The 18,219-nt window shown below is 61.6% G+C and carries 17 protein-coding genes; 14 read left to right on the top strand and 3 right to left on the bottom strand.

From position 1 onward, the window contains the following. Window positions 1–17: 17 nt before the first annotated feature. The 6 genes from H8S56_RS11890 to H8S56_RS11865 are packed head-to-tail and all read left to right on the top strand — an operon-like array spanning window position 18 to window position 5,568. Window positions 18–1,037, top strand: a complete 1,020-nt coding sequence (locus H8S56_RS11890; RefSeq protein ID WP_187518740.1) for a substrate-binding domain-containing protein — start codon at window positions 18–20, stop codon at window positions 1,035–1,037. Next, window positions 1,021–2,022 (top strand): ABC transporter substrate-binding protein, encoded by a 1,002-nt coding sequence (locus tag H8S56_RS11885; RefSeq protein WP_024688181.1) that lies wholly within the window; start codon window positions 1,021–1,023, stop codon window positions 2,020–2,022. The genes H8S56_RS11890 and H8S56_RS11885 overlap by 17 nt, the downstream gene beginning before the upstream one ends. Next, window positions 2,022–2,891 (top strand): ABC transporter permease, encoded by an 870-nt coding sequence (locus tag H8S56_RS11880; protein WP_024688180.1) that lies wholly within the window; start codon window positions 2,022–2,024, stop codon window positions 2,889–2,891. The genes H8S56_RS11885 and H8S56_RS11880 overlap by 1 nt, the downstream gene beginning before the upstream one ends. Beyond that, complete coding sequence (locus H8S56_RS11875) at window positions 2,888–3,682, top strand: ABC transporter permease (RefSeq protein WP_024688179.1); 795 nt, start codon at window positions 2,888–2,890, stop codon at window positions 3,680–3,682. The genes H8S56_RS11880 and H8S56_RS11875 overlap by 4 nt, the downstream gene beginning before the upstream one ends. Next, window positions 3,679–4,710 (top strand): ABC transporter ATP-binding protein, encoded by a 1,032-nt coding sequence (locus H8S56_RS11870; protein ID WP_187518739.1) that lies wholly within the window; start codon window positions 3,679–3,681, stop codon window positions 4,708–4,710. Before H8S56_RS11875 ends, H8S56_RS11870 begins: the two co-directional genes overlap by 4 nt. 24 nt (window positions 4,711–4,734) lie before the next feature. Then, on the top strand, window positions 4,735–5,568 hold the full coding sequence (locus H8S56_RS11865; RefSeq protein WP_024688177.1) for a phosphodiesterase: 834 nt from the start codon (window positions 4,735–4,737) through the stop codon (window positions 5,566–5,568). A 252-nt stretch (window positions 5,569–5,820) separates the two neighbouring features. Here H8S56_RS11865 and H8S56_RS11860 read toward each other — a convergent pair whose 3' ends face one another. The 3 genes from H8S56_RS11860 to H8S56_RS11850 all read right to left on the bottom strand — a co-directional run bounded on the left by H8S56_RS11860 (window position 5,821) and on the right by H8S56_RS11850 (window position 9,430). Then, complete coding sequence (locus H8S56_RS11860; RefSeq protein WP_187518773.1) at window positions 5,821–7,722, bottom strand: PhoX family protein; 1,902 nt, start codon at window positions 7,720–7,722, stop codon at window positions 5,821–5,823. An 80-nt stretch (window positions 7,723–7,802) separates the two neighbouring features. After that, window positions 7,803–8,567, bottom strand: coding sequence for a TOBE domain-containing protein (locus H8S56_RS11855; protein WP_024688175.1), 765 nt, complete (start codon window positions 8,565–8,567; stop codon window positions 7,803–7,805). A 128-nt stretch (window positions 8,568–8,695) separates the two neighbouring features. After that, window positions 8,696–9,430: a ComF family protein gene (locus tag H8S56_RS11850; RefSeq protein ID WP_024688174.1), complete on the bottom strand. Its 735-nt coding sequence runs from the start codon at window positions 9,428–9,430 to the stop codon at window positions 8,696–8,698. A gap of 93 nt (window positions 9,431–9,523) precedes the next feature. Between H8S56_RS11850 and bioB the strand changes: the two genes are divergently transcribed. The 8 genes from bioB to H8S56_RS11810 all read left to right on the top strand — a co-directional run bounded on the left by bioB (window position 9,524) and on the right by H8S56_RS11810 (window position 18,216). After that, window positions 9,524–10,582: a biotin synthase BioB gene (bioB, locus tag H8S56_RS11845; protein ID WP_024688173.1), complete on the top strand. Its 1,059-nt coding sequence runs from the start codon at window positions 9,524–9,526 to the stop codon at window positions 10,580–10,582. 19 nt (window positions 10,583–10,601) lie between these two features. Next, window positions 10,602–11,792: an 8-amino-7-oxononanoate synthase gene (gene bioF, locus H8S56_RS11840; protein ID WP_187518738.1), complete on the top strand. Its 1,191-nt coding sequence runs from the start codon at window positions 10,602–10,604 to the stop codon at window positions 11,790–11,792. Then, entirely contained in the window at window positions 11,785–12,528 is a 744-nt protein-coding gene (locus H8S56_RS11835) for an alpha/beta fold hydrolase (RefSeq protein ID WP_024688171.1), read from the top strand. The genes bioF and H8S56_RS11835 overlap by 8 nt, the downstream gene beginning before the upstream one ends. Then, window positions 12,521–13,330: a malonyl-ACP O-methyltransferase BioC gene (gene bioC / locus H8S56_RS11830; RefSeq protein WP_187518737.1), complete on the top strand. Its 810-nt coding sequence runs from the start codon at window positions 12,521–12,523 to the stop codon at window positions 13,328–13,330. The genes H8S56_RS11835 and bioC overlap by 8 nt, the downstream gene beginning before the upstream one ends. Window positions 13,331–13,362: 32 nt before the next feature. Then, on the top strand, window positions 13,363–14,043 hold the full coding sequence (gene bioD, locus H8S56_RS11825; RefSeq protein ID WP_187518736.1) for a dethiobiotin synthase: 681 nt from the start codon (window positions 13,363–13,365) through the stop codon (window positions 14,041–14,043). 154 nt (window positions 14,044–14,197) lie between these two features. Next, entirely contained in the window at window positions 14,198–14,494 is a 297-nt protein-coding gene (locus tag H8S56_RS11820) for a hypothetical protein (RefSeq protein WP_024688168.1), read from the top strand. 334 nt (window positions 14,495–14,828) lie between these two features. After that, window positions 14,829–16,634: a phenylacyl-CoA dehydrogenase gene (locus H8S56_RS11815; RefSeq protein ID WP_024688167.1), complete on the top strand. Its 1,806-nt coding sequence runs from the start codon at window positions 14,829–14,831 to the stop codon at window positions 16,632–16,634. Between the two features lie 283 nt (window positions 16,635–16,917). Next, window positions 16,918–18,216: a GGDEF domain-containing protein gene (locus tag H8S56_RS11810; RefSeq protein ID WP_024688166.1), complete on the top strand. Its 1,299-nt coding sequence runs from the start codon at window positions 16,918–16,920 to the stop codon at window positions 18,214–18,216. Window positions 18,217–18,219: the final 3 nt, after the last annotated feature.

Below are 18,219 nucleotides of genomic sequence, written 5' to 3'. Positions count from 1 at the left end.
CTCAAACGGGGGCGACAATGACGGATCTGAAAACGGTGGCACGCCTGGCGGGGGTTTCCCGGGCCACGGCTGCCCGTGCTTTTGCCACGCCTGATGTGGTGCGTTCCGATACCCGCGAAAAGGTATTCGTTGCCGCTCGCGAGCTGGGCTTCCGGCCGAACCGGCTGGGTCGTCAGTTGCGCCTGCAGACCACCAACCTCATCGGCGTGATCGTCCCCAATCTTCACAACCCCGTTTTTGCCGAACAGTTTCAGGCCATGGAGAGTGCTGCTCGTCAGCGCGGCTACAACCTGTTGCTGGCCACCACCGACTACGCCAGCGAGCGTGAAAGTGACGTGGTGGAAGAGCTGCTGCGCCAACGGGTCGACGGGCTGGTGCTGACAGTGACCGACGCCGAGCACAATCAGGTGCTGCAAGGCCTGATCAACGAAGACACGCCTTTCGTGCTGGCTTACCACCAGACCGACAACCCGGACTACAGCGCTGTCTCGGTGGATAACCGTGCAGGCATGGCGCTGGCCACCCGCCATTTGATTGAGCTGGGGCACAAGCGTATCGCCATGGTCGCAGGTCCGGCCATGCAGTCGGATCGCGCTCGCCTGCGCTATGCGGGCTATGGCGACGCGATGATCGAGCATGGCCTTGAGCAACTGCCGGTCATCGAAATGCCTGCTCACACCCAGGCTGATTTTGCCGCGCTCGAACCCCTGCTGCGCGGCCCCGATGCGCCGACGGCGCTGGTCTGCTCCAACGACCTGCTGGCCATCAGCCTGATTGCCGAGTTGCGACGCAACGGGCTGGAGGTGCCTCAGCGCGTGTCGGTGATGGGCTTCGATGGCATCGCCCTGGGCACCCAGATGCACCCCACCTTAAGCACCGTCGTTCAGCCCATTGCCGAACTGGCGCACACCCTCATTGACCAGTTGTTGGCCCAGATTGCCGGCGCTGCGCCGGTTTCCCATTGCCTGCCGTGCCATATCCGGCTCGGCGAAAGTATCCAGTCCTATCAGGAGATGCTTCATGCTCAGCTTCAGTAAAACCCTCGCGGCACTGTTGTTGTGTGGTGCGGCCAGCCTTGCCCAGGCCGCCGAAACCGCGATTTGCTACAACTGCCCGCCCGAGTGGGCGGATTGGGGTTCGCAGCTCAAGGCGATTGCCGACAGCACGGGCGTGCAGGTGCCGCTGGACAACAAGAACTCCGGGCAGGCGCTGGCGCAAATCGTCGCCGAGCAGGCCGCGCCGGTGGCCGACGTGGTGTATTACGGCGTGACCTTCGGCCTGCAGGCACAGAAGGCTGGCGTGGTCGACACCTACAAACCCAAGCACTGGGATGAAATCCCCGCAGGTTTGAAAGACCCGGCCGGGCACTGGTTCGCCATCCATTCCGGGACGTTGGGCATCATGGTCAACGTCGATGCGTTGGGCGGTTTGCCTGTGCCGCAGAGCTGGGCGGACCTGCTCAAGCCTGAGTACAAAGGCATGGTCGGCTACCTGGATCCTTCCAGTGCATTCGTCGGGTACGTCTCGGCCGTAGCGATCAACCAGGCCATGGGCGGCACTCTGGACAACTTCGCGCCCGCCATCGACTACTTCCAGAAACTGGCGAAAAACTCGCCCATCGTGCCCAAACAGACGGCTTATGCCCGCGTGCTGTCCGGTGAGCTGCCGATCCTGGTCGACTACGACTTCAATGCCTATCGCGCTCGCTACAAGGACAAGGCTAACGTCGCGTTCGTGATCCCCAAGGAAGGCACCATCGGCGTGCCGTACGTGATGAGCCTGGTCGCCAAGGCACCGCATCGTGCCAATGCCGAGAAGGTACTGGACTTCGTGCTGTCCGACGCAGGTCAGGCGCTGTGGGCCAAGGCGTATCTGCGTCCGGTACGTTCCACCATGCCTGCTGATGTGGCAGCGCAATTCCTGCCGGACAGCGACTACGCCCGCGCCGGTGTGGTGGATTACCAGCACATGGCGGCCGTGCAGGAAGCGTTCGCGGCTCGTTACCTGCGAGAGGTGAAGTAATGTCCGCTTCGCTGGGGAGTGTCATTGCTTTGCGTTCGAGCGGATTGTCCAGGCTGCGTCTGCGCCCGTCCGCTGCCGTGGCGCTTGCCCCGGCGATGGCGGTTTTGCTCGCATTCTGGCTGCTGCCGCTGACGCACTTGATCGTGCTCGGCGCGCAGGGCAACGAAGTCGATGGCAGCGGTTACTGGCAGGTGCTGAGCAGCGCTCAATACATGGGCAGTCTGGCGCAGACCTGTGTGTTGGCTACCGTAGTGACGCTGGCGGCCTTGCTGGTCGGCGGGATCAGCGGTGTGTTTCTTGCCCGCAATCAGTTCTTCGGCCGCTCGGCGCTGGTTGCGTTGCTGACTTTCCCCCTGGCGTTTCCCGGCGTGGTGGTGGGTTTTCTGGTGATCCTGCTGGCCGGTCGGCAAGGCATCTTCGCCGCGCTCGGTCTGGAACTGGCCGGCGAGCGGTGGATCTTCGCCTATTCGCTGACCGGGCTGTTCATTGGCTACCTGTATTTCTCGATTCCGCGCGTGATCCTTACGGTGATGGCAGCGTGTGAAAGTCTGGACCGAAGTCTTGAGGAAGCTGCGCATTCACTCGGTGCCGGACACTGGCGTGTGGTGTGCGACGTGATCGTGCCGGGCCTGATGCCTGCACTGGTGTCCTGTGGGGCGATCTGCTTTGCGACGTCAATGGGCGCATTCGGTACAGCTTTCACCCTGGGCACGCGCCTGAATGTCACGCCGGTGGCGATTTACAACGTGTTCACCAACTACGCCAACTTTACGGTCGCCGCTGCGTTGTCGGTGATTCTCGGCCTGGTGACCTGGGCGGTGCTGTTGCTGGCGCGCCGTCTGGTCAAACACTCGGGGATCGCCCTGTGAAACGTTCTCCGCTGTTTGCTGCACAATTGCTGTTCACCCTGTTGGTCTGCGCGTTCATGCTGGTCCCGGTAGTGCTGTCGCTGCTGGCAGGTCTGACGCGCAATTACTTTCAGGGCCTGTCGAGCGGGCTGACCTTTGACTGGCTGGTGCAGGTCTGGCAGGCCTATTCGCCGACGGTCTGGCTGTCGCTTCAACTGGCCGTGGCCTGTGCATTGTGCGTATGCCTGATTGGCGTGCCGGCCGCGTATGCGCTGGTGCGCATGAACAATCGCTTCAGTCGCGCTTTTGAAGAACTGATGGTGTTGCCCGTCGCCATGCCGGGCCTGGCCAGTGCCCTTGCGCTGCTATTGACCTACGGCCAGTTCGGCAGCTTTCGAGGCAGTTGGCTGTTCATTCTGGTCGGCCACGTGCTGTTCACGTTGCCGTTTCTTGTGCGTCCGGTGATGGCCGTGATGCAGCGCCAGCAGTTGCCGGTGCTGGAAGAGGCTGCGGCAAGCCTGGGTGCCGGGCCGATCAAGCGATTTTTCAGCGTGGTGGTGCCCAACTGCCGCGCCGGGATCCTGGCGGGTGTGCTGATGGTGGTGACGTTGTCGCTGGGCGAATTCAACCTGACCTGGATGTTGCACACGCCCATGACCAAGACCTTGCCGGTCGGCCTTGCCGACAGCTATGCCTCGGCGCGGCTGGAAGTCGCCAGCGCCTACACCCTTCTTTTTCTGTTGCTGATTGTGCCGCTGCTGATTGCGTTGCAGGCCATCAGCGCCCGACTTGCTCGAGGAGACAGCCGATGAGCGGCACGACCATTCGCCTCAAGGGCTGCCGCAAGGCATTTGCCGACGGCACCGTTGCGTTACAGGACCTGCACCTGACCATTGAGCCCGGCGAAACGCTGGCGATTCTCGGTCCGTCCGGCTGCGGCAAAACCACCACGCTGCGCCTGATCGCCGGTCTTGAGCGCCCCGATGTCGGGCAGGTGCTGTTCGACGATCAGGACGTCACGCGCCTGCCCATCGAGCGGCGTGACGTCGGCATGGTGTTTCAGAACTACGCGCTGTTTCCCAATCTCGATGTGGCGGGGAACATCGTCTATGGCCTGAAGATTCGAGGCCTGTCGCACGCCGAGCGGAACAAGCGCTGCGATGAATTGCTTGAGCTGGTCGGGCTGACCGATCACGGCAAGCGCCGTGTTCACGAATTGTCTGGCGGCCAGCGCCAGCGCGTTGCCCTGGCGCGTGCGTTGGCGCCGCGTCCTCGGGTGTTGCTGCTCGACGAGCCGCTGGCCGCTCTGGATGCCCAACTGCGCGAGCGCCTGCGCAGCGAGCTGGATCAGTTGCTGCGCGGGCTGGGCATCACCTCGGTGTTCGTGACCCACGATCAGGGTGAAGCCATGGCGTTGGGTGACCGGATTCTGGTCATGGACAAAGGCTGTGTGTCGCAACTGGCAACGCCCAGGGAAATCTATCAACAGCCTGCCAATGCGTTCGTGGCCGGCTTCGTGGGCAACCTCAACGCGTTCAGCGTGCTCGGGCGCACGGCGTCTGGCCTCAAGGTCAGTGGCGGCGAGTTGCCGTGGTCGCGTGTTGATCTGCCGGGCACGGTGTATTGCCGTCCCGAGCATCTACGCCTGACACCCGAGCGCGGGCAGTTGCAGGGGCTGCTGGTCGGTCAGTTCTTCCAGGGCGCGCAGAGTCGGCTGCTGGTGGACGTCGGCGGCGCTCAGCCCTTGCTGGTCGACAGCCCTGACAACCTGATCCATGCAGCAGGCGCGCACCTGGGACTGAGTGTCGACCACAGCGTGCTGTTCACCCTGAATTCGTAAGCCGTTTTCTGTCGAGAGATTATTTTGAATCGTCCGTTTCTTATCGCCCAGATCAGCGATCTGCACCTCAAGGCCGACGGCCGCCTGACCTATGGCATCGTCGACACGCTGGGCGCGCTTCGCCGCGCTGTCGAACACATCAATGCCAGCAAACAGCGCCCCGATATTGTGGTGATCAGCGGTGACCTGGTGGACTTTGGCCGTGCCGACGAATACGCGGTGCTCAAGCCGGAACTGGACCGCTTGCAGATGCCGTTCTACCTGGTGCCCGGCAATCACGATGACCGCGAACACCTGTTGGCTACCTTTGCGGACCACGTGTACCTGCCGCTGTCGGCCACCGGCCCGCTGGACTGGGTGGTGGAACAGCACCCGGTACGGCTGATCGGCCTGGACTCGACCATTCCGGGCGAGCATGGCGGGCACCTGGATTTCTGCCAGCTCGACTGGCTGCATGCGCAACTGTCGCGTCGGCCTGATGTGCCGACCGTGGTCATTCTGCATCACCCGCCGTTCATGTCCGGTATTGGCCATATGGATCATCAGCCGTTTGGCAATGCCATGGAGCTTGAGCGGATCATCGCTCGGCATCCGCAGGTGGAGCGTCTGTTATGCGGGCATTTGCACCGGCCGATGCAGCGTCGGTTCGGCGGCAGCCTGACCTGTGTCTGCCCCGGCACTTCGCATCAGATCGTGCTCGACCTGGATGCCGCCGCGCCTGCGCATTTCAACCTGGAGCCTGCCGGTTATGTGCTGCACCGCTGGCATCCCCAGGAAGGGCTGGTCAGCCATAACGCAGTGTTCGGGGAGTATGAAGGGCCGTACCCGTTCTATGATGTGAACGGGTTGATTGACTGAGGTTGGCCGTACCTGATCGTGCCAACGCTCGGGATGCGGGTGGCGGACGTGTCCGCGAATACTGTGTTTCAGTCGCTGAATGTCTGTCGGATGTACTGGCTCTTTCGCGAGCAAGCTCGCTCCCACGAAAAGCGCCTTTATTCAGCAAGTTGCGTCGTGTTCGACAGGAGGTCTGAAACCGTCCCCGCTCCAGCACTCATCAATACGTGCGTATAACGATGAGCGCTGGAGCGTGGAAGCGATCAGTCTCTGTCAGGCGCCGATAACGCCGCCGTCCTGACGGGTAATCACCATCACCGAGGAACGCGGTTTGCCGTTGGGCAGGTGCTCGGGGAAGGTGGAGCCGCCGTTTTCGCCGGGGTGCTGAATACCGACGAACATCGTGCGGTAGTCCGGCGTGAAGCTGATGCCGGTGATTTCGCAACCAACCGGGCCGACCAGGAAGCGACGGATTTCTCCGCTTGCAGGGTCTGCACACAGCATCTGGTTGTTGCCCATGCCCGCGAAGTCGCCCTTGTTGCTGGAGTCGCCGTCGGTCTGGATCCACAAGCGTCCGGCTTCGTCGAAACTCAGGCCGTCCGGGCTGTTGAACATGTTCTGTGCGTTGATATTGCTGGAGCCAGCCTGCGGCGTGCCAGCATGCACAGTCGGGTTGCCCGCGACCACGAACAGGTCCCACTCAAACGTCATGGCCGACGCGTTATCTTCGCTTTCACGCCAGCGCAGGATCTGCCCGTACTGGTTCTTCGCCCTTGGGTTAGGGCCGCCGACCGGTTGGCCGTCGTCGCCACGTTTGACGTTGTTGGTCAGCGTGCAATAGACCTGGCCATCCTTGGGGCTGACCACGATCCATTCCGGGCGGTCCATGCGCGTTGCTTTCACAACGCTGGCCGCCAGGCGTGCATGGATCAGCACTTCGGCCTGGCTGTTGAAGCCCGCTGCCGCGTCGAGGCCGTTCTTGCCGTGGGTCAGCTCGATCCACTGGCCTTTGCCTTTCGGGTGATCCGGGTTGCTGTCGCCGCCGTCGAACTGCGCCACGTACAGCGTGCCGTGGTCCAGCAGGCTGCGGTTATTCTTCGGGTTGATGCGGTCGATCATGTTGCGGCTGATGAATTTGTAGATGAACTCGCCGCGCTCGTCATCGCCCATGTACACCACGGCACGACCGCCCTTGCTCAGGGTGAAGGCGGCGTTTTCGTGCTTGAAGCGGCCCAGCGCGGTGCGTTTGACCGGCGTGGAATCGGGTGCGAACGGATCGATCTCGACGACCCAGCCGTGACGGTTGACCTCGTTGGGATTCTTGGCGATGTCGAAGCGCGGGTTGTGCTGATGCCAGTTGATGTCCTTGCTGGCCGCGACCACGCCATAGCGCTTCATGCCCGCGTCGAAGGTCTGCTCTGGATTGCTGCTGCCGAAGCAGTCGGTGAAGTTCTCTTCACAGGTCAGGTAGGTGCCCCAAGGCGTCTTGCCGTTGGCGCAGTTCTGAAAGGTCCCCAGCACGCGGGTGCCGGTCTTGTCGGCGTCGGTCTTGAGCCACTCATGCCCGGCGGCCGGTCCGCTCAGGGTGATTGGCGTGTTGCCGTGCACGCGGCGGTTGTAGCGCGAGCCCTGCACGAACTGCCACTTGCCGTTCTTCTGCTGGATCTCGATCACCGAGACACCTTCTGCAGCGAGGGCTTTCTGCACGTCTTCGGCCGACTGTGGCTCTTTGCCGTGATCGAAGAGGTAGCGGTAGTTGGTGTATTCGTTGTTGATCGCCATCAACGCGCGATCCTTGTGACCCGGCATCGGGAACAGGCTCATGCCGTCGTTGTTGTCGCCGAACTGGACTTCCTGCGCCTTGGCCGTGCCTTTGCCGCTCGGGTCGAACGCCGGGCCGCCTGCCTGCAACGGCTGGCCCCAACTGATCAGTACAGAGGCGTTGTAGCCTGGCGGCAGGCTGATGCTGTCAGCCGTTGCGGTGGGAATACTTTCAAAGCCCAGCAGTCTGCCGGAAGCCGCGCTGATACCGGTGGCGAGTGCGCTACGGGTCAACAGGTTGCCACCCAGAAACATCGCTGCGCCGCACAGGGCACCAGCGGTGATAAAGCCTCGGCGGGTGAGTCCGACCATGTTTTCCAGATCGGTGGTTTGATTTTCTTCTAATAGTTTCATCATCACGGCTCCCACAAATGTGGTCGCTACCTTAAAGCGCGTGTATGACGGAATTGTGTCGCGGCGATGACCCCGAATCGCTAGAGCGGCGTGCCCAGCAGCACCCGTGACGGAGCGAAGCTGACGTTCACCGGTTTGCCGGTTCCCAACTGCTGCGCCAGCAATGCGTCGCGGCTCGCCAGGGCGCACAGCGTATGGCCGCTGGGCAAAAGAATGCGCACTTCGCTGGGGCCGTCCTGCGCGTCGATGACGTCCTCGATCTGGCCGAAAAGGTAATTGTTTCCTGATGTTTCAAGATGGTCCGCAGCGAACAGTTCCAGCCAGCCTGCCTTGATCAAGGCGACGACTTGCGTATCGATATCCAGGTCCATGCGCAGGGTGCTGTCATGGGTGATTTGCGCGTCGATGAACACCTCATCAGCCAGATGCAGGCGAATGGTGTCGTTATGGCCCTGGCGAGTGATGCTCACGATTCGCCCCAGCAATTGATTGCGCGCACTGGTGTGCAGGGTCAGGCGAGTGAGCAGCTCCAGATCGCTGCTGTCCTCGGCCGCTTCCAGTACCTGAGCCTGTAGCGCCTGGATGCGTTGGTAGAGACGCAGCACGCGCTCGCCCTCGGCCGACAGCTTCGCGCCACCGCCGCCACGACCGCCGACGCTGCGCTCGACCAAAGGTTGGTGCGCCAGATTATTCAACTCATCAATGGCATCCCACGCGGCTTTGTAACTAAGCCCGGCGCTCTTTGCTGCGCGGGTGATAGAGCCCTGTTCGGCAATGTGCTGCAACAGCGCGATGCGTTGCGGGCGACGGGTCATGTGTTGGGTGAGCAGGGGTGGTAAAGGCATTGTGATTTGAACGCTCTGGCAGATCACGCGAGTGTAAAACGTGAAAGCGGACTTGTCCGCGAAAAGGCCTTAGCACTGAACGTCCCCGCGCGGAGCATGCGCAGGATCCGTCTGCTTGGGCGCTATGATCAATCCCGGGGTTTCGGGGTTCTGGCCAGGCAGTAGACGTCCACACGGCTGGCGCCAGCGCGGGTCAGCAAGCGAGCAAGAGCGTGCGCTGTGGAGCCCGTGGTCAGCACGTCGTCCACCAGCGCCAGGTGCTTGCCACGTAACCCTTCGGGGTCGATCAAGGTAAACGCCCCCTGCAGGTTGCGCTTGCGGGCTTTGGCGTCCAGGCCCTGCTGGTTGGGTGTTTCCCGGCTGCGCAGCACGCGGCGCTCATCCACCGGTAATTGCAGCGGTTCACTCAGCCATCCGGCGAGCATGGCCGCCTGGTTGTAGCCGCGCTGGCGAAAGCGTTTGTTGGCCAGTGGCACCGGCACAAGGCAGTCGGGACGAGGCAGGCCTTCGTCAAATCGGTGCTGTAAAAACTGACCAAGCAATTGCGCCATCAGGCGGCCCATGGGCCACTTGCCGTGGTGCTTGAAGCGGGTAATCAGGCTGTCGACCGGAAAGTCATACCGCCAGGGCGCGACGACCTGGGTAAAGCCTGGCGGCTTGCTGATGCACTGCGCACAGCTCATCCCGAACGTCGGCAAGGGCAGGGCGCAGGACTCGCACTGGTCACCCAGCCACGGCAATTCGCTTTCGCACGGTACGCAAATGGGCAGTGCAACGTCGGTAACCTCATCGCATAACAAACAGGGTTGTTTGTTTTTTAACCAGATGTAAACCTCTTGCTTGCTGTTTGGTTGACAGCGCATCGCTCTTCCTTAAATATGCCGAACATCCGTGTCGCGCTTGTGGTCTTTGTGCCGCTGCGCACAGCCCCCCCAGAAACACCAAGGAGCCGCCCGATGAGCGCCAGCATCACCGCCACTCTGCGTCACGACTGGACTTTAGCCGAGGTCAAGGCGCTGTTCGTACAGCCATTCAATGACCTGCTGTTTCAGGCGCAGACCGTGCACCGCGCTCATTTCGACGCCAACCGCGTCCAGGTTTCGACCCTGCTGTCGATCAAGACCGGTGCGTGCCCGGAAGACTGCAAGTACTGCCCGCAGTCCGGCCACTACAACACCGGTCTGGAAAAAGAGAAGCTGCTTGAAGTACAGAAAGTGCTGGAAGAAGCCGCTCGCGCCAAATCCATCGGCTCGACGCGTTTCTGCATGGGCGCGGCCTGGAAACACCCTTCGGCCAAAGACATGCCGTACGTGCTGGAAATGGTCAAAGGCGTGAAGGCCATGGGCCTGGAAACCTGCATGACCCTGGGCCGTCTGGATCAGGATCAGACCGCCGCACTGGCGTCCGCCGGGCTCGATTACTACAACCACAACCTGGACACCTCGCCTGAGTTCTACGGCAGCATTATCACCACCCGCACGTACAGCGAGCGCCTGCAAACCCTGGCGTATGTGCGTGATGCCGGGATGAAAATCTGCTCGGGCGGTATTCTGGGCATGGGCGAGTCGCTCGACGATCGCGCCGGTCTGCTGATTCAACTGGCCAACCTGCCAGAGCATCCGGAATCCGTGCCCATCAACATGCTGGTGAAGGTCGCCGGTACACCGCTGGAAAATGCCGAAGACGTCGACCCGTTCGACTTCATCCGCATGCTGGCCGTGGCGCGGATTCTCATGCCCAAATCCCACGTGCGCCTGTCTGCCGGTCGCGAGGCGATGAACGAGCAGATGCAGGCGCTGGCATTCCTTGCCGGTGCCAACTCGATTTTTTACGGTGACAAACTGCTGACCACCGCCAACCCACAAGCCGACAAGGACATGCTGCTGTTCTCCCGTCTGGGCATCAAGCCTGAAGCGGGCGAAGAGCATCCTGACGAAGTGCATCAGGCCGCCATCGAGCAGGCACTGGTCGAACAGCAAAGCAGCGCGATGTTCTACGACGCCGCGTCCGCCTGATCTTTGCAACGGAGCCTGCATGTCTTTCGATCTGCGTACCCGACTTGAGGCTCGTCGTCACGAACACCTCTATCGCCAGCGACCGCTGCTGCAGACCCCGCAAGGTCCGCAGGTGGTGGTCGATGGCAAACCGCTGCTGGCGTTCTGCAACAACGACTACATGGGGCTGGCCAATCACCCCGAGGTGATCGCTGCGTGGCAGGCCGGGGCGGAGCGTTGGGGCGTGGGCGGCGGCGCATCGCACCTGGTGATCGGCCACAGCACGCCGCACCATGAGCTGGAAGAAGCCCTCGCTGACCTCACCGGCCGACCACGTGCGCTGCTGTTCTCCAACGGCTACATGGCGAACCTGGGCACCGTCACGGCGCTGGTCGGGCAGGGCGATACGGTGCTGGAAGATCGTCTGAACCATGCCTCGTTGCTGGACGCCGGACTGCTCAGTGGCGCGCGGTTTTCCCGTTATCGGCATAACGAGGTGGCGAGCCTCGAATCCCGCCTGGAAAAAGCCGTGGGCGATACATTAGTGGTCACCGACGGCGTGTTCAGCATGGACGGCGATGTGGCCGACCTGCCTGCGCTGTCGCGTGCCGCCAGGGCCAAAGGCGCGTGGTTGATGGTCGATGATGCGCATGGCTTCGGTCCGCTGGGCGCCAACGGTGCCGGGCTCGTCGAGCACTTTGGCCTGAGCATGGAAGATGTGCCGGTGCTGATCGGCACCCTCGGCAAATCCTTTGGTACGTCCGGGGCGTTCGTAGCGGGCAGTGAAGAGCTGATCGAAACCCTGATCCAGTTTGCCCGGCCCTACATCTACACCACCAGCCAGCCGCCTGCGTTGGCCTGCGCCACGCTGAAAAGTCTGGAATTGCTGCGCGCCGGGCATTGGCGTCGAGAGCACCTGGCCAACCTGATCCGCCAGTTCCGTCAGGGTGCCGAGCAGCTTGGCCTGCAACTGATGGACAGCTTCACGCCCATCCAGCCGATTCTGATTGGCGATGCCGGGCGCGCCTTGCGCCTGTCGCAGCTGCTGCGCGAGCGGGGCGTGTTGGTGACCGCGATTCGTCCGCCCACCGTGCCGGTCGGTAGCGCCCGCTTGCGGGTGACGCTGTCAGCGGCTCACACCGAAGCGCAGGTGCAGCTATTGTTGAATGCACTGGAGCAGTGCTACCCGCTGCTGGATGCGATTGAAACCAAGGAGCCCGATCATGCGTGACCGTCTGATCCTGCTGCCGGGCTGGGGCCTGGGTGTTTCGCCACTCGAACCGTTGGCGGCTGCGTTGCGCGGACTGGACGAGCATTTGCGTGTCGAGGTCGAACCGTTGCCTGACATCGACAGTTGCGATCTGGCGGACTGGCTCGATGAACTGGACGCCAACCTGTCGGATGACGCCTGGCTGGGCGGCTGGTCGCTGGGCGGCATGCTCGCAGCAGAATTGGCGGCACGCCGGGGCGAACGTTGTTGCGGTCTGTTTACGCTGGCCAGCAATGCCTGTTTCGTGACGCAGGGTGCCTGGCCGCATGCGATGCCGGTGCCGGACTTCGAGGCGTTTCTGGCTGGCTGCGCTGCCGATCCCGACGCTACCCTCAAGCGTTTCAGTCTGCTGTGTACCCAAGGCGCAGAGGATCCGCGTGGTCTGGCCCGTCTGCTCAAGGCCGGTGCGCCGCATACCTCGCCCACGGCGCTGGTCGACGGACTGAAAATATTGCAACAGCTTGATACCCGCAGCGCCTTGCAGACCTACCGTGGACCGCAGTTGCATGTGTTCGCCGGGCTCGATGCGTTCGTGCCTGCCGAGGCCGCAAGCGATCTGCTGGACCTGCTGCCGGACGTCGAAGTCGGCGTGATCGAGCAGGCCAGCCACGCGTTTCTCCTCGAAAACCCCCACGGCGTGGCGGCTGCAATCCAGGCTTTTCTACATGAATCGGAACACGAGTCGGACCATGACTGACCTTTCACAGGCCGTATTGTCGACGGGTCTGCCTGACAAACGCCAGGTGGCGGCTTCCTTTTCCCGTGCGGCGGGCAGTTACGACAGCGTCGCCGAATTGCAGCGCTCGGTCGGTCACGCGTTGATGTCACGGCTGCCTGCCGAATTCTGCCCCGCACGTTGGCTCGACCTGGGCAGCGGCACCGGTTATTTCAGTCGAGTGCTGGCCCAGACCTTCCCTGAAAGCGAAGGCGTCGCGCTGGATATCGCCGAAGGCATGTTGCGCCATGCCCAGCCGCTGGGTGGCGCGCGTCACTTCGTGGCAGGCGATGCCGAGCGCCTGCCATTGGCCGATCAGAGCTGCGAGCTGATGTTCTCAAGCCTGGCCGTGCAATGGTGTGCGGATTTCAGGGCGGTACTCAGCGAGGTTTTTCGGGTGCTCAAACCTGGCGGCGTGTTTGCCTTCGCCAGTCTGTGTACCGGCACGCTGTATGAGCTGCGTGAAAGCTGGCAGGCCGTCGATGGCCGCGTACATGTGAACCGCTTCCGGCATGAAGACGACTATCGTCAGTTGTGCGCCGCCAGTGGTTTGCGTGTTTCCCGCCTTGAGGTCCGCCCGCACGTGCTGCATTACCCTGATGTGCGCAGCCTGACTCATGAACTGAAGGCACTGGGTGCACACAATTTAAACCCGGGAAGGCCCAGCGGCTTGACGGGACGTCAACGGATTCTAGGCTTGGTGCGAGCGTACGAGCGCTTTCGCCAGGACGCAGGACTGCCCGCCACGTATCAAGTGGTCTACGCGGTACTTGAAAAGCCCTGACCGGGTTCACGTCACAAGGGAAGACCGCCGAGATGAGCGTTGCGTATTTCATCACCGGAACCGACACCGATGCCGGCAAGACCACGGTCGCGGCGGGGTTGCTGCATGCCGCGCGACTGAACGGCCTGAGTACGGCTGCAGGCAAGCCCGTGGCGTCAGGTTGCGTGGTCACGCCTCAAGGGCTGCGCAATGCGGACGCACTGGCGTTGCAGGCCGAATGTTCCATCCCGCTGAGCTACGACGAGATCAACCCGGTGGCGTTTGAACCGGCCATCGCCCCGCATCTGGCAGCTCGCGAGGCTGGCGTGGCGCTGACCGTCCGTTCCCTGCTGCAACCCATGCAACATATTCTGAGCAAGCAGGCGGACTTCACCCTGATCGAAGGCGCTGGTGGCTGGCGAGTGCCGCTGGCCGATCAGAGCAACCTGTCCGACCTCGCCATCGCGCTGGGCCTGCCGGTGATTCTGGTGGTGGGCGTGCGCCTGGGGTGTATCAACCATGCATTGTTGACGGCCGAGGCTATTGCCAGAGACGGGCTGCACCTGGCTGGTTGGGTCGCGAACGTCACGGATGGCAAGACCTCGCGTCTCGAAGAGAATCTCGCCACCCTGGCCGAGCGTCTGCCTGCGCCTTGTCTGGGGCGTGTGCCGCGACTGAAGAAGGCGAGCGCCGACAATGTGGCGCAATGTCTTCATCTTGAGCTGCTCGACTGACAGCACGGCTATGTTGCTGACGCGTATGACTGTTTTGAAATTTTCAAGACTGAGGCTATTAACAGGCCTAGTGCCATTAGTCTATTTGTCGAGCGTTTCCGGGCATTTGCTGGTTCAATGGCACGTGTTCGCTTTTTGAACTGAGGATCGGCTTATGCAAATCACCATGAACAACACCCTCTACCCAGGTCTGAGCGCCATGCAGGTCGGGCAGAGCCGTGTCGATCAGGCGGCCACGCAGATCGCCAGCAGCAACATCGAAGTGTCGGGCAGAAGCCAGTCTTCGGACTTCCAGCTCGAGAACCTGCGTTCGGTCGACCGTAGCCAGCGCTCCGACCTGCCTGCCAACATCGTTGAAATGGCTGCGGGCAAATCGCAGATCGAAGCCGGGCTCGCTTCACAGCGCGCCAGCGATGAAGCACTTGGCACGTTGATCGACACCTTTGCCTGAGTAACGGCTTGTCCTGCCCTCGCGCCGTGCCTTCCGTGCACGGCGTTATCTTCTGAATCTCCCTGTATCACCGCCCTGTATCGCCGCTGCAACCCTTCTGCACTCGACTAGACTTTCGCTTATCGTCCGCATGACGTGGCGCGCCTTTGCCTGCGCGGTCTGCAGCAGCGTGGACGAATGGTTCATGTGTGGCTATTGACAAGATTTGGGCGTAAACGTATGTTTCAAACACCTGTTTGACCGTAAGGCATACGAGATTGTCTGGTCCTGGGAGTATGCTTCCAGTCACCGCCCGGTCATTCGTTCCAGGATTCATCAGCAGAGGTTTATCGCTATGCCTGATTACAAGGCCCCCTTGCGTGATATTCGTTTCGTTCGTGACGAACTGCTCGGCTACGAAGCGCACTATCAGAGTCTGCCCGCCTGCCAGGACGCTACCCCCGATATGGTCGACGCCATTCTTGAGGAGGGCGCCAAGTTCTGTGAACAGGTGCTGGCTCCGCTGAACCGGGTAGGCGATACCGAAGGCTGTACCTGGAGCGAGTCGGGCGTTAAGACGCCGACCGGTTTCAAGCAGGCGTATCAGCAATTCGTCGAAGGCGGCTGGCCGAGCCTGGCGCACGACGTCCAGCATGGCGGTCAGGGCTTGCCTGAGTCGCTGGGTCTGGCGGTCAGCGAGATGGTTGGCGAAGCGAACTGGTCGTGGGGCATGTACCCAGGCCTGTCGCATGGCGCGATGAACACCATTTCCGAGCACGGCACGCCCGAGCAGCAAGCGGCGTATCTGACCCGACTGGTGTCCGGCGAATGGACCGGCACCATGTGCCTGACCGAGCCACACTGCGGCACCGACCTGGGCATGTTGCGCACCAAGGCCGAGCCTCAGGCTGATGGCACCTACAAAGTGTCCGGTACCAAGATCTTCATCTCCGCTGGCGAACACGACATGGCCGATAACATCGTCCACATCGTGCTGGCGCGCCTGCCGGATGCTCCTGCGGGCACCAAAGGCATTTCGCTGTTCATCGTGCCCAAGTTCCTGTCGGCTGCCGATGGCGGCGTTGGCGAGCGCAACGCGGTGAACTGCGGTTCGATCGAACACAAGATGGGCATCCACGGCAACGCCACCTGCGTGATGAACTTCGACGGCGCTACCGGTTACCTGATCGGCCCTGCCAACAAGGGCCTGAACTGCATGTTCACGTTCATGAACACGGCGCGTCTGGGCACTGCACTGCAAGGTCTGGCGCACGCTGAAATCGCGTTCCAGGGCGGCTTGAAATATGCCCGCGAGCGTCTGCAGATGCGCTCGCTGACTGGCCCTAAAGCGCCGGAAAAAGCCGCTGACCCGATCATCGTCCACCCGGACGTACGTCGCATGCTGCTGACCATGAAGGCCTTCGCCGAGGGCACACGTGCCATGGTGTACTTCACGGCCAAGCAGGTCGACATTGTCAAATACAGCGAAGACGCCGACCAGCGCAAAGCAGCCGATGCACTGCTGGCGTTCATGACCCCGATCGCCAAGGCCTTCATGACCGAAGTGGGCTTTGAAGCCGCCAACCACGGCGTGCAGGTCTACGGCGGCCACGGCTTTATCGCCGAGTGGGGCATGGAGCAGAACGTTCGCGACAGCCGTATTTCCATGCTGTACGAAGGCACCACCGGTATTCAGGCACTTGACCTGCTGGGCCGCAAGGTCCTGATGACTCAAGGCGAGGCGCTCAAGGGCTTCACCAAAATCGTGCACAAGTTCTGCCAGAACAACGAAGGCAACGAATCCGTCCAGGAATTCGTGACCCCGCTGGCGGCGCTGAACAAGGAGTGGGGCGAACTGACCATGAAAGTGGGCATGGCCGCCATGAAGGATCGCGAAGAGGTCGGCGCTGCGTCGGTCGATTACGTGATGTATTCGGGCTACGCGTGCCTTGCCTACTTCTGGGCTGACATGGCGCGTCTTTCCGCCGAGAAGCTGGCAGCCGGCACGTCGGACGAAGCGTTCTACCGCGCCAAGATCCAGACCGCGCGCTTCTACTTCCAGCGCATTCTGCCGCGCACCCGCACTCACGTCGCCGCCATCCTCTCGGGTGCAGGCAACCTGATGGACATGAAAGAAGAGGATTTCGGTCTGGCTTACTGAGTCCGGTCCGATTCACCCAGGCCGCCGGATCGCTGATCCGGCGGCTTTTTTATGGGCGTTTGGTTTTGATTGCGCTCAGCGCGTGAGGAACGGACTGACGCCTCCAGTCTGTAATCATTCAGCGTGATATGGCTATCTGCCCTCGTTTCATAAACCTTTTCACTCTCCTGCCGTTACAGATTCAGTCACTGATCAATCCTGCTGAATGCATTGTTTTCAGGATGAAGGCACAATGCTATTAATTCGGGTGATGACTCGGGTTCAGGCAAGGAGACAGCCTCTTTTGTTACGTCCATCTGCTGCGCGACTGAGTCATTTTCTACCGTCACTGGCGTTGCTGGTGGCGGGGCTGGCGGCTGCTTACGTCAAAGACCTGAACGTGTTCTTCACCTCACTGTTCAACGTGCTGCCCACGCTGGTGCTGCTGTTGGGCGGTGCCTACTGTGGTGTTTACCGGCGTCAGCGCGAACTGTTCCTGATGATCACCGTGTACATCGCTTATTACCTGCTCGACACCCAGACTGACTATTACCGCGACTTCGGCAAGGTTCGCGAAGACGCCGCAGTGATCTTCCATCTGATCTGCCTGTTGCTGCCGGTGCTCTACGGGTTGTATGCCGCCTGGGAGGAGCGCACGCATTTGTTCCAGGACATGGTTGCCCGGATCGCTGTGCTGCTGGCTTTAGGCAGTGTGGCGCTGGGGCTTGAGCAGAGCTATCCGGTGGAATTGCAGGCCTGGCTGGCCGACATCCGCTGGCCGGCGTTGCACGGCGCGTGGATGAGCCTGATCCAGTTGTCGTACGCGATGTTTCTGATTTCGTTCGCAGTGTTGATCTGGCAGTACCTGGAAAAGCCCCGGCCGCTGCATGCGGCGCAGATCGTCGGGCTGCTGGGGTTGTTCTGGGCATTGCCCAAGACCTTTATCCTGCCCTTCACGCTGAACATTCTGTGCAGCCAGGTGATGCTGATGATTGCCGCTGCTGTCGCCCACGAGGCCTATCAGATGGCCTTCCGTGACGAGCTGACCGGCTTGCCTGGACGTCGCGCGCTCAACGAGCGCATGCAGCGCCTGGGGCGCAATTACGTGCTGGCGATGAGTGACGTCGACCACTTCAAGAAATTCAACGACACCCACGGCCATGACGTAGGCGATCAGGTATTGCGTCTGGTGGCCAGCAAGCTGTCGAAGATCAGCAATGGCGGCGGCAAGGCCTACCGCTACGGCGGCGAAGAATTCGCCATCGTGTTTGCTGCCAAGACCATCGATGAGTGTTTGCCGCATCTGGAAGCGATTCGCGAGTCCATCGCCAATTACGAAATTCAACTGCGCAACAAAGACAGTCGGCCTCAGGATGACCAGCAGGGAAGGCAGCGCCGCAGCGGCGCGCATTCCGGCACGGTATCGGTGACGGTCAGCATAGGCGTCGCCGAACGTCAGCCGGAGCACCGCACGCCCGAAGAGGTCCTGAAAGCAGCAGACCAGGCGCTGTACGCCGCCAAAGGTGCCGGGCGCAACTGCGTCATTTCTCACCAGCAGCAAAACCGCCGTGGCGCCGTACGAACCACGGAAGCCGCCACCTGAATA

Source organism: Pseudomonas triticifolii, from assembly GCF_014358015.1.
Taxonomy (GTDB): domain Bacteria; phylum Pseudomonadota; class Gammaproteobacteria; order Pseudomonadales; family Pseudomonadaceae; genus Aquipseudomonas; species Aquipseudomonas triticifolii.
This window is presented reverse-complemented; position numbering and strand designations above follow the sequence as displayed.

Coding starts and splice junctions, on each gene's coding strand:
- H8S56_RS11890 (WP_187518740.1), top strand. CDS start 18: ATGACGGATCTGAAAACGGTGGCACGCCTGGCGGGGGTTTCCCGGGCC.
- H8S56_RS11885 (WP_024688181.1), top strand. CDS start 1,021: ATGCTCAGCTTCAGTAAAACCCTCGCGGCACTGTTGTTGTGTGGTGCG.
- H8S56_RS11880 (WP_024688180.1), top strand. CDS start 2,022: ATGTCCGCTTCGCTGGGGAGTGTCATTGCTTTGCGTTCGAGCGGATTG.
- H8S56_RS11870 (WP_187518739.1), top strand. CDS start 3,679: ATGAGCGGCACGACCATTCGCCTCAAGGGCTGCCGCAAGGCATTTGCC.
- H8S56_RS11860 (WP_187518773.1), bottom strand. CDS start 7,722: ATGAAACTATTAGAAGAAAATCAAACCACCGATCTGGAAAACATGGTC.
- H8S56_RS11855 (WP_024688175.1), bottom strand. CDS start 8,567: ATGCCTTTACCACCCCTGCTCACCCAACACATGACCCGTCGCCCGCAA.
- H8S56_RS11850 (WP_024688174.1), bottom strand. CDS start 9,430: ATGCGCTGTCAACCAAACAGCAAGCAAGAGGTTTACATCTGGTTAAAA.
- bioB (WP_024688173.1), top strand. CDS start 9,524: ATGAGCGCCAGCATCACCGCCACTCTGCGTCACGACTGGACTTTAGCC.
- bioF (WP_187518738.1), top strand. CDS start 10,602: ATGTCTTTCGATCTGCGTACCCGACTTGAGGCTCGTCGTCACGAACAC.
- H8S56_RS11835 (WP_024688171.1), top strand. CDS start 11,785: ATGCGTGACCGTCTGATCCTGCTGCCGGGCTGGGGCCTGGGTGTTTCG.
- bioC (WP_187518737.1), top strand. CDS start 12,521: ATGACTGACCTTTCACAGGCCGTATTGTCGACGGGTCTGCCTGACAAA.
- bioD (WP_187518736.1), top strand. CDS start 13,363: ATGAGCGTTGCGTATTTCATCACCGGAACCGACACCGATGCCGGCAAG.
- H8S56_RS11820 (WP_024688168.1), top strand. CDS start 14,198: ATGCAAATCACCATGAACAACACCCTCTACCCAGGTCTGAGCGCCATG.
- H8S56_RS11815 (WP_024688167.1), top strand. CDS start 14,829: ATGCCTGATTACAAGGCCCCCTTGCGTGATATTCGTTTCGTTCGTGAC.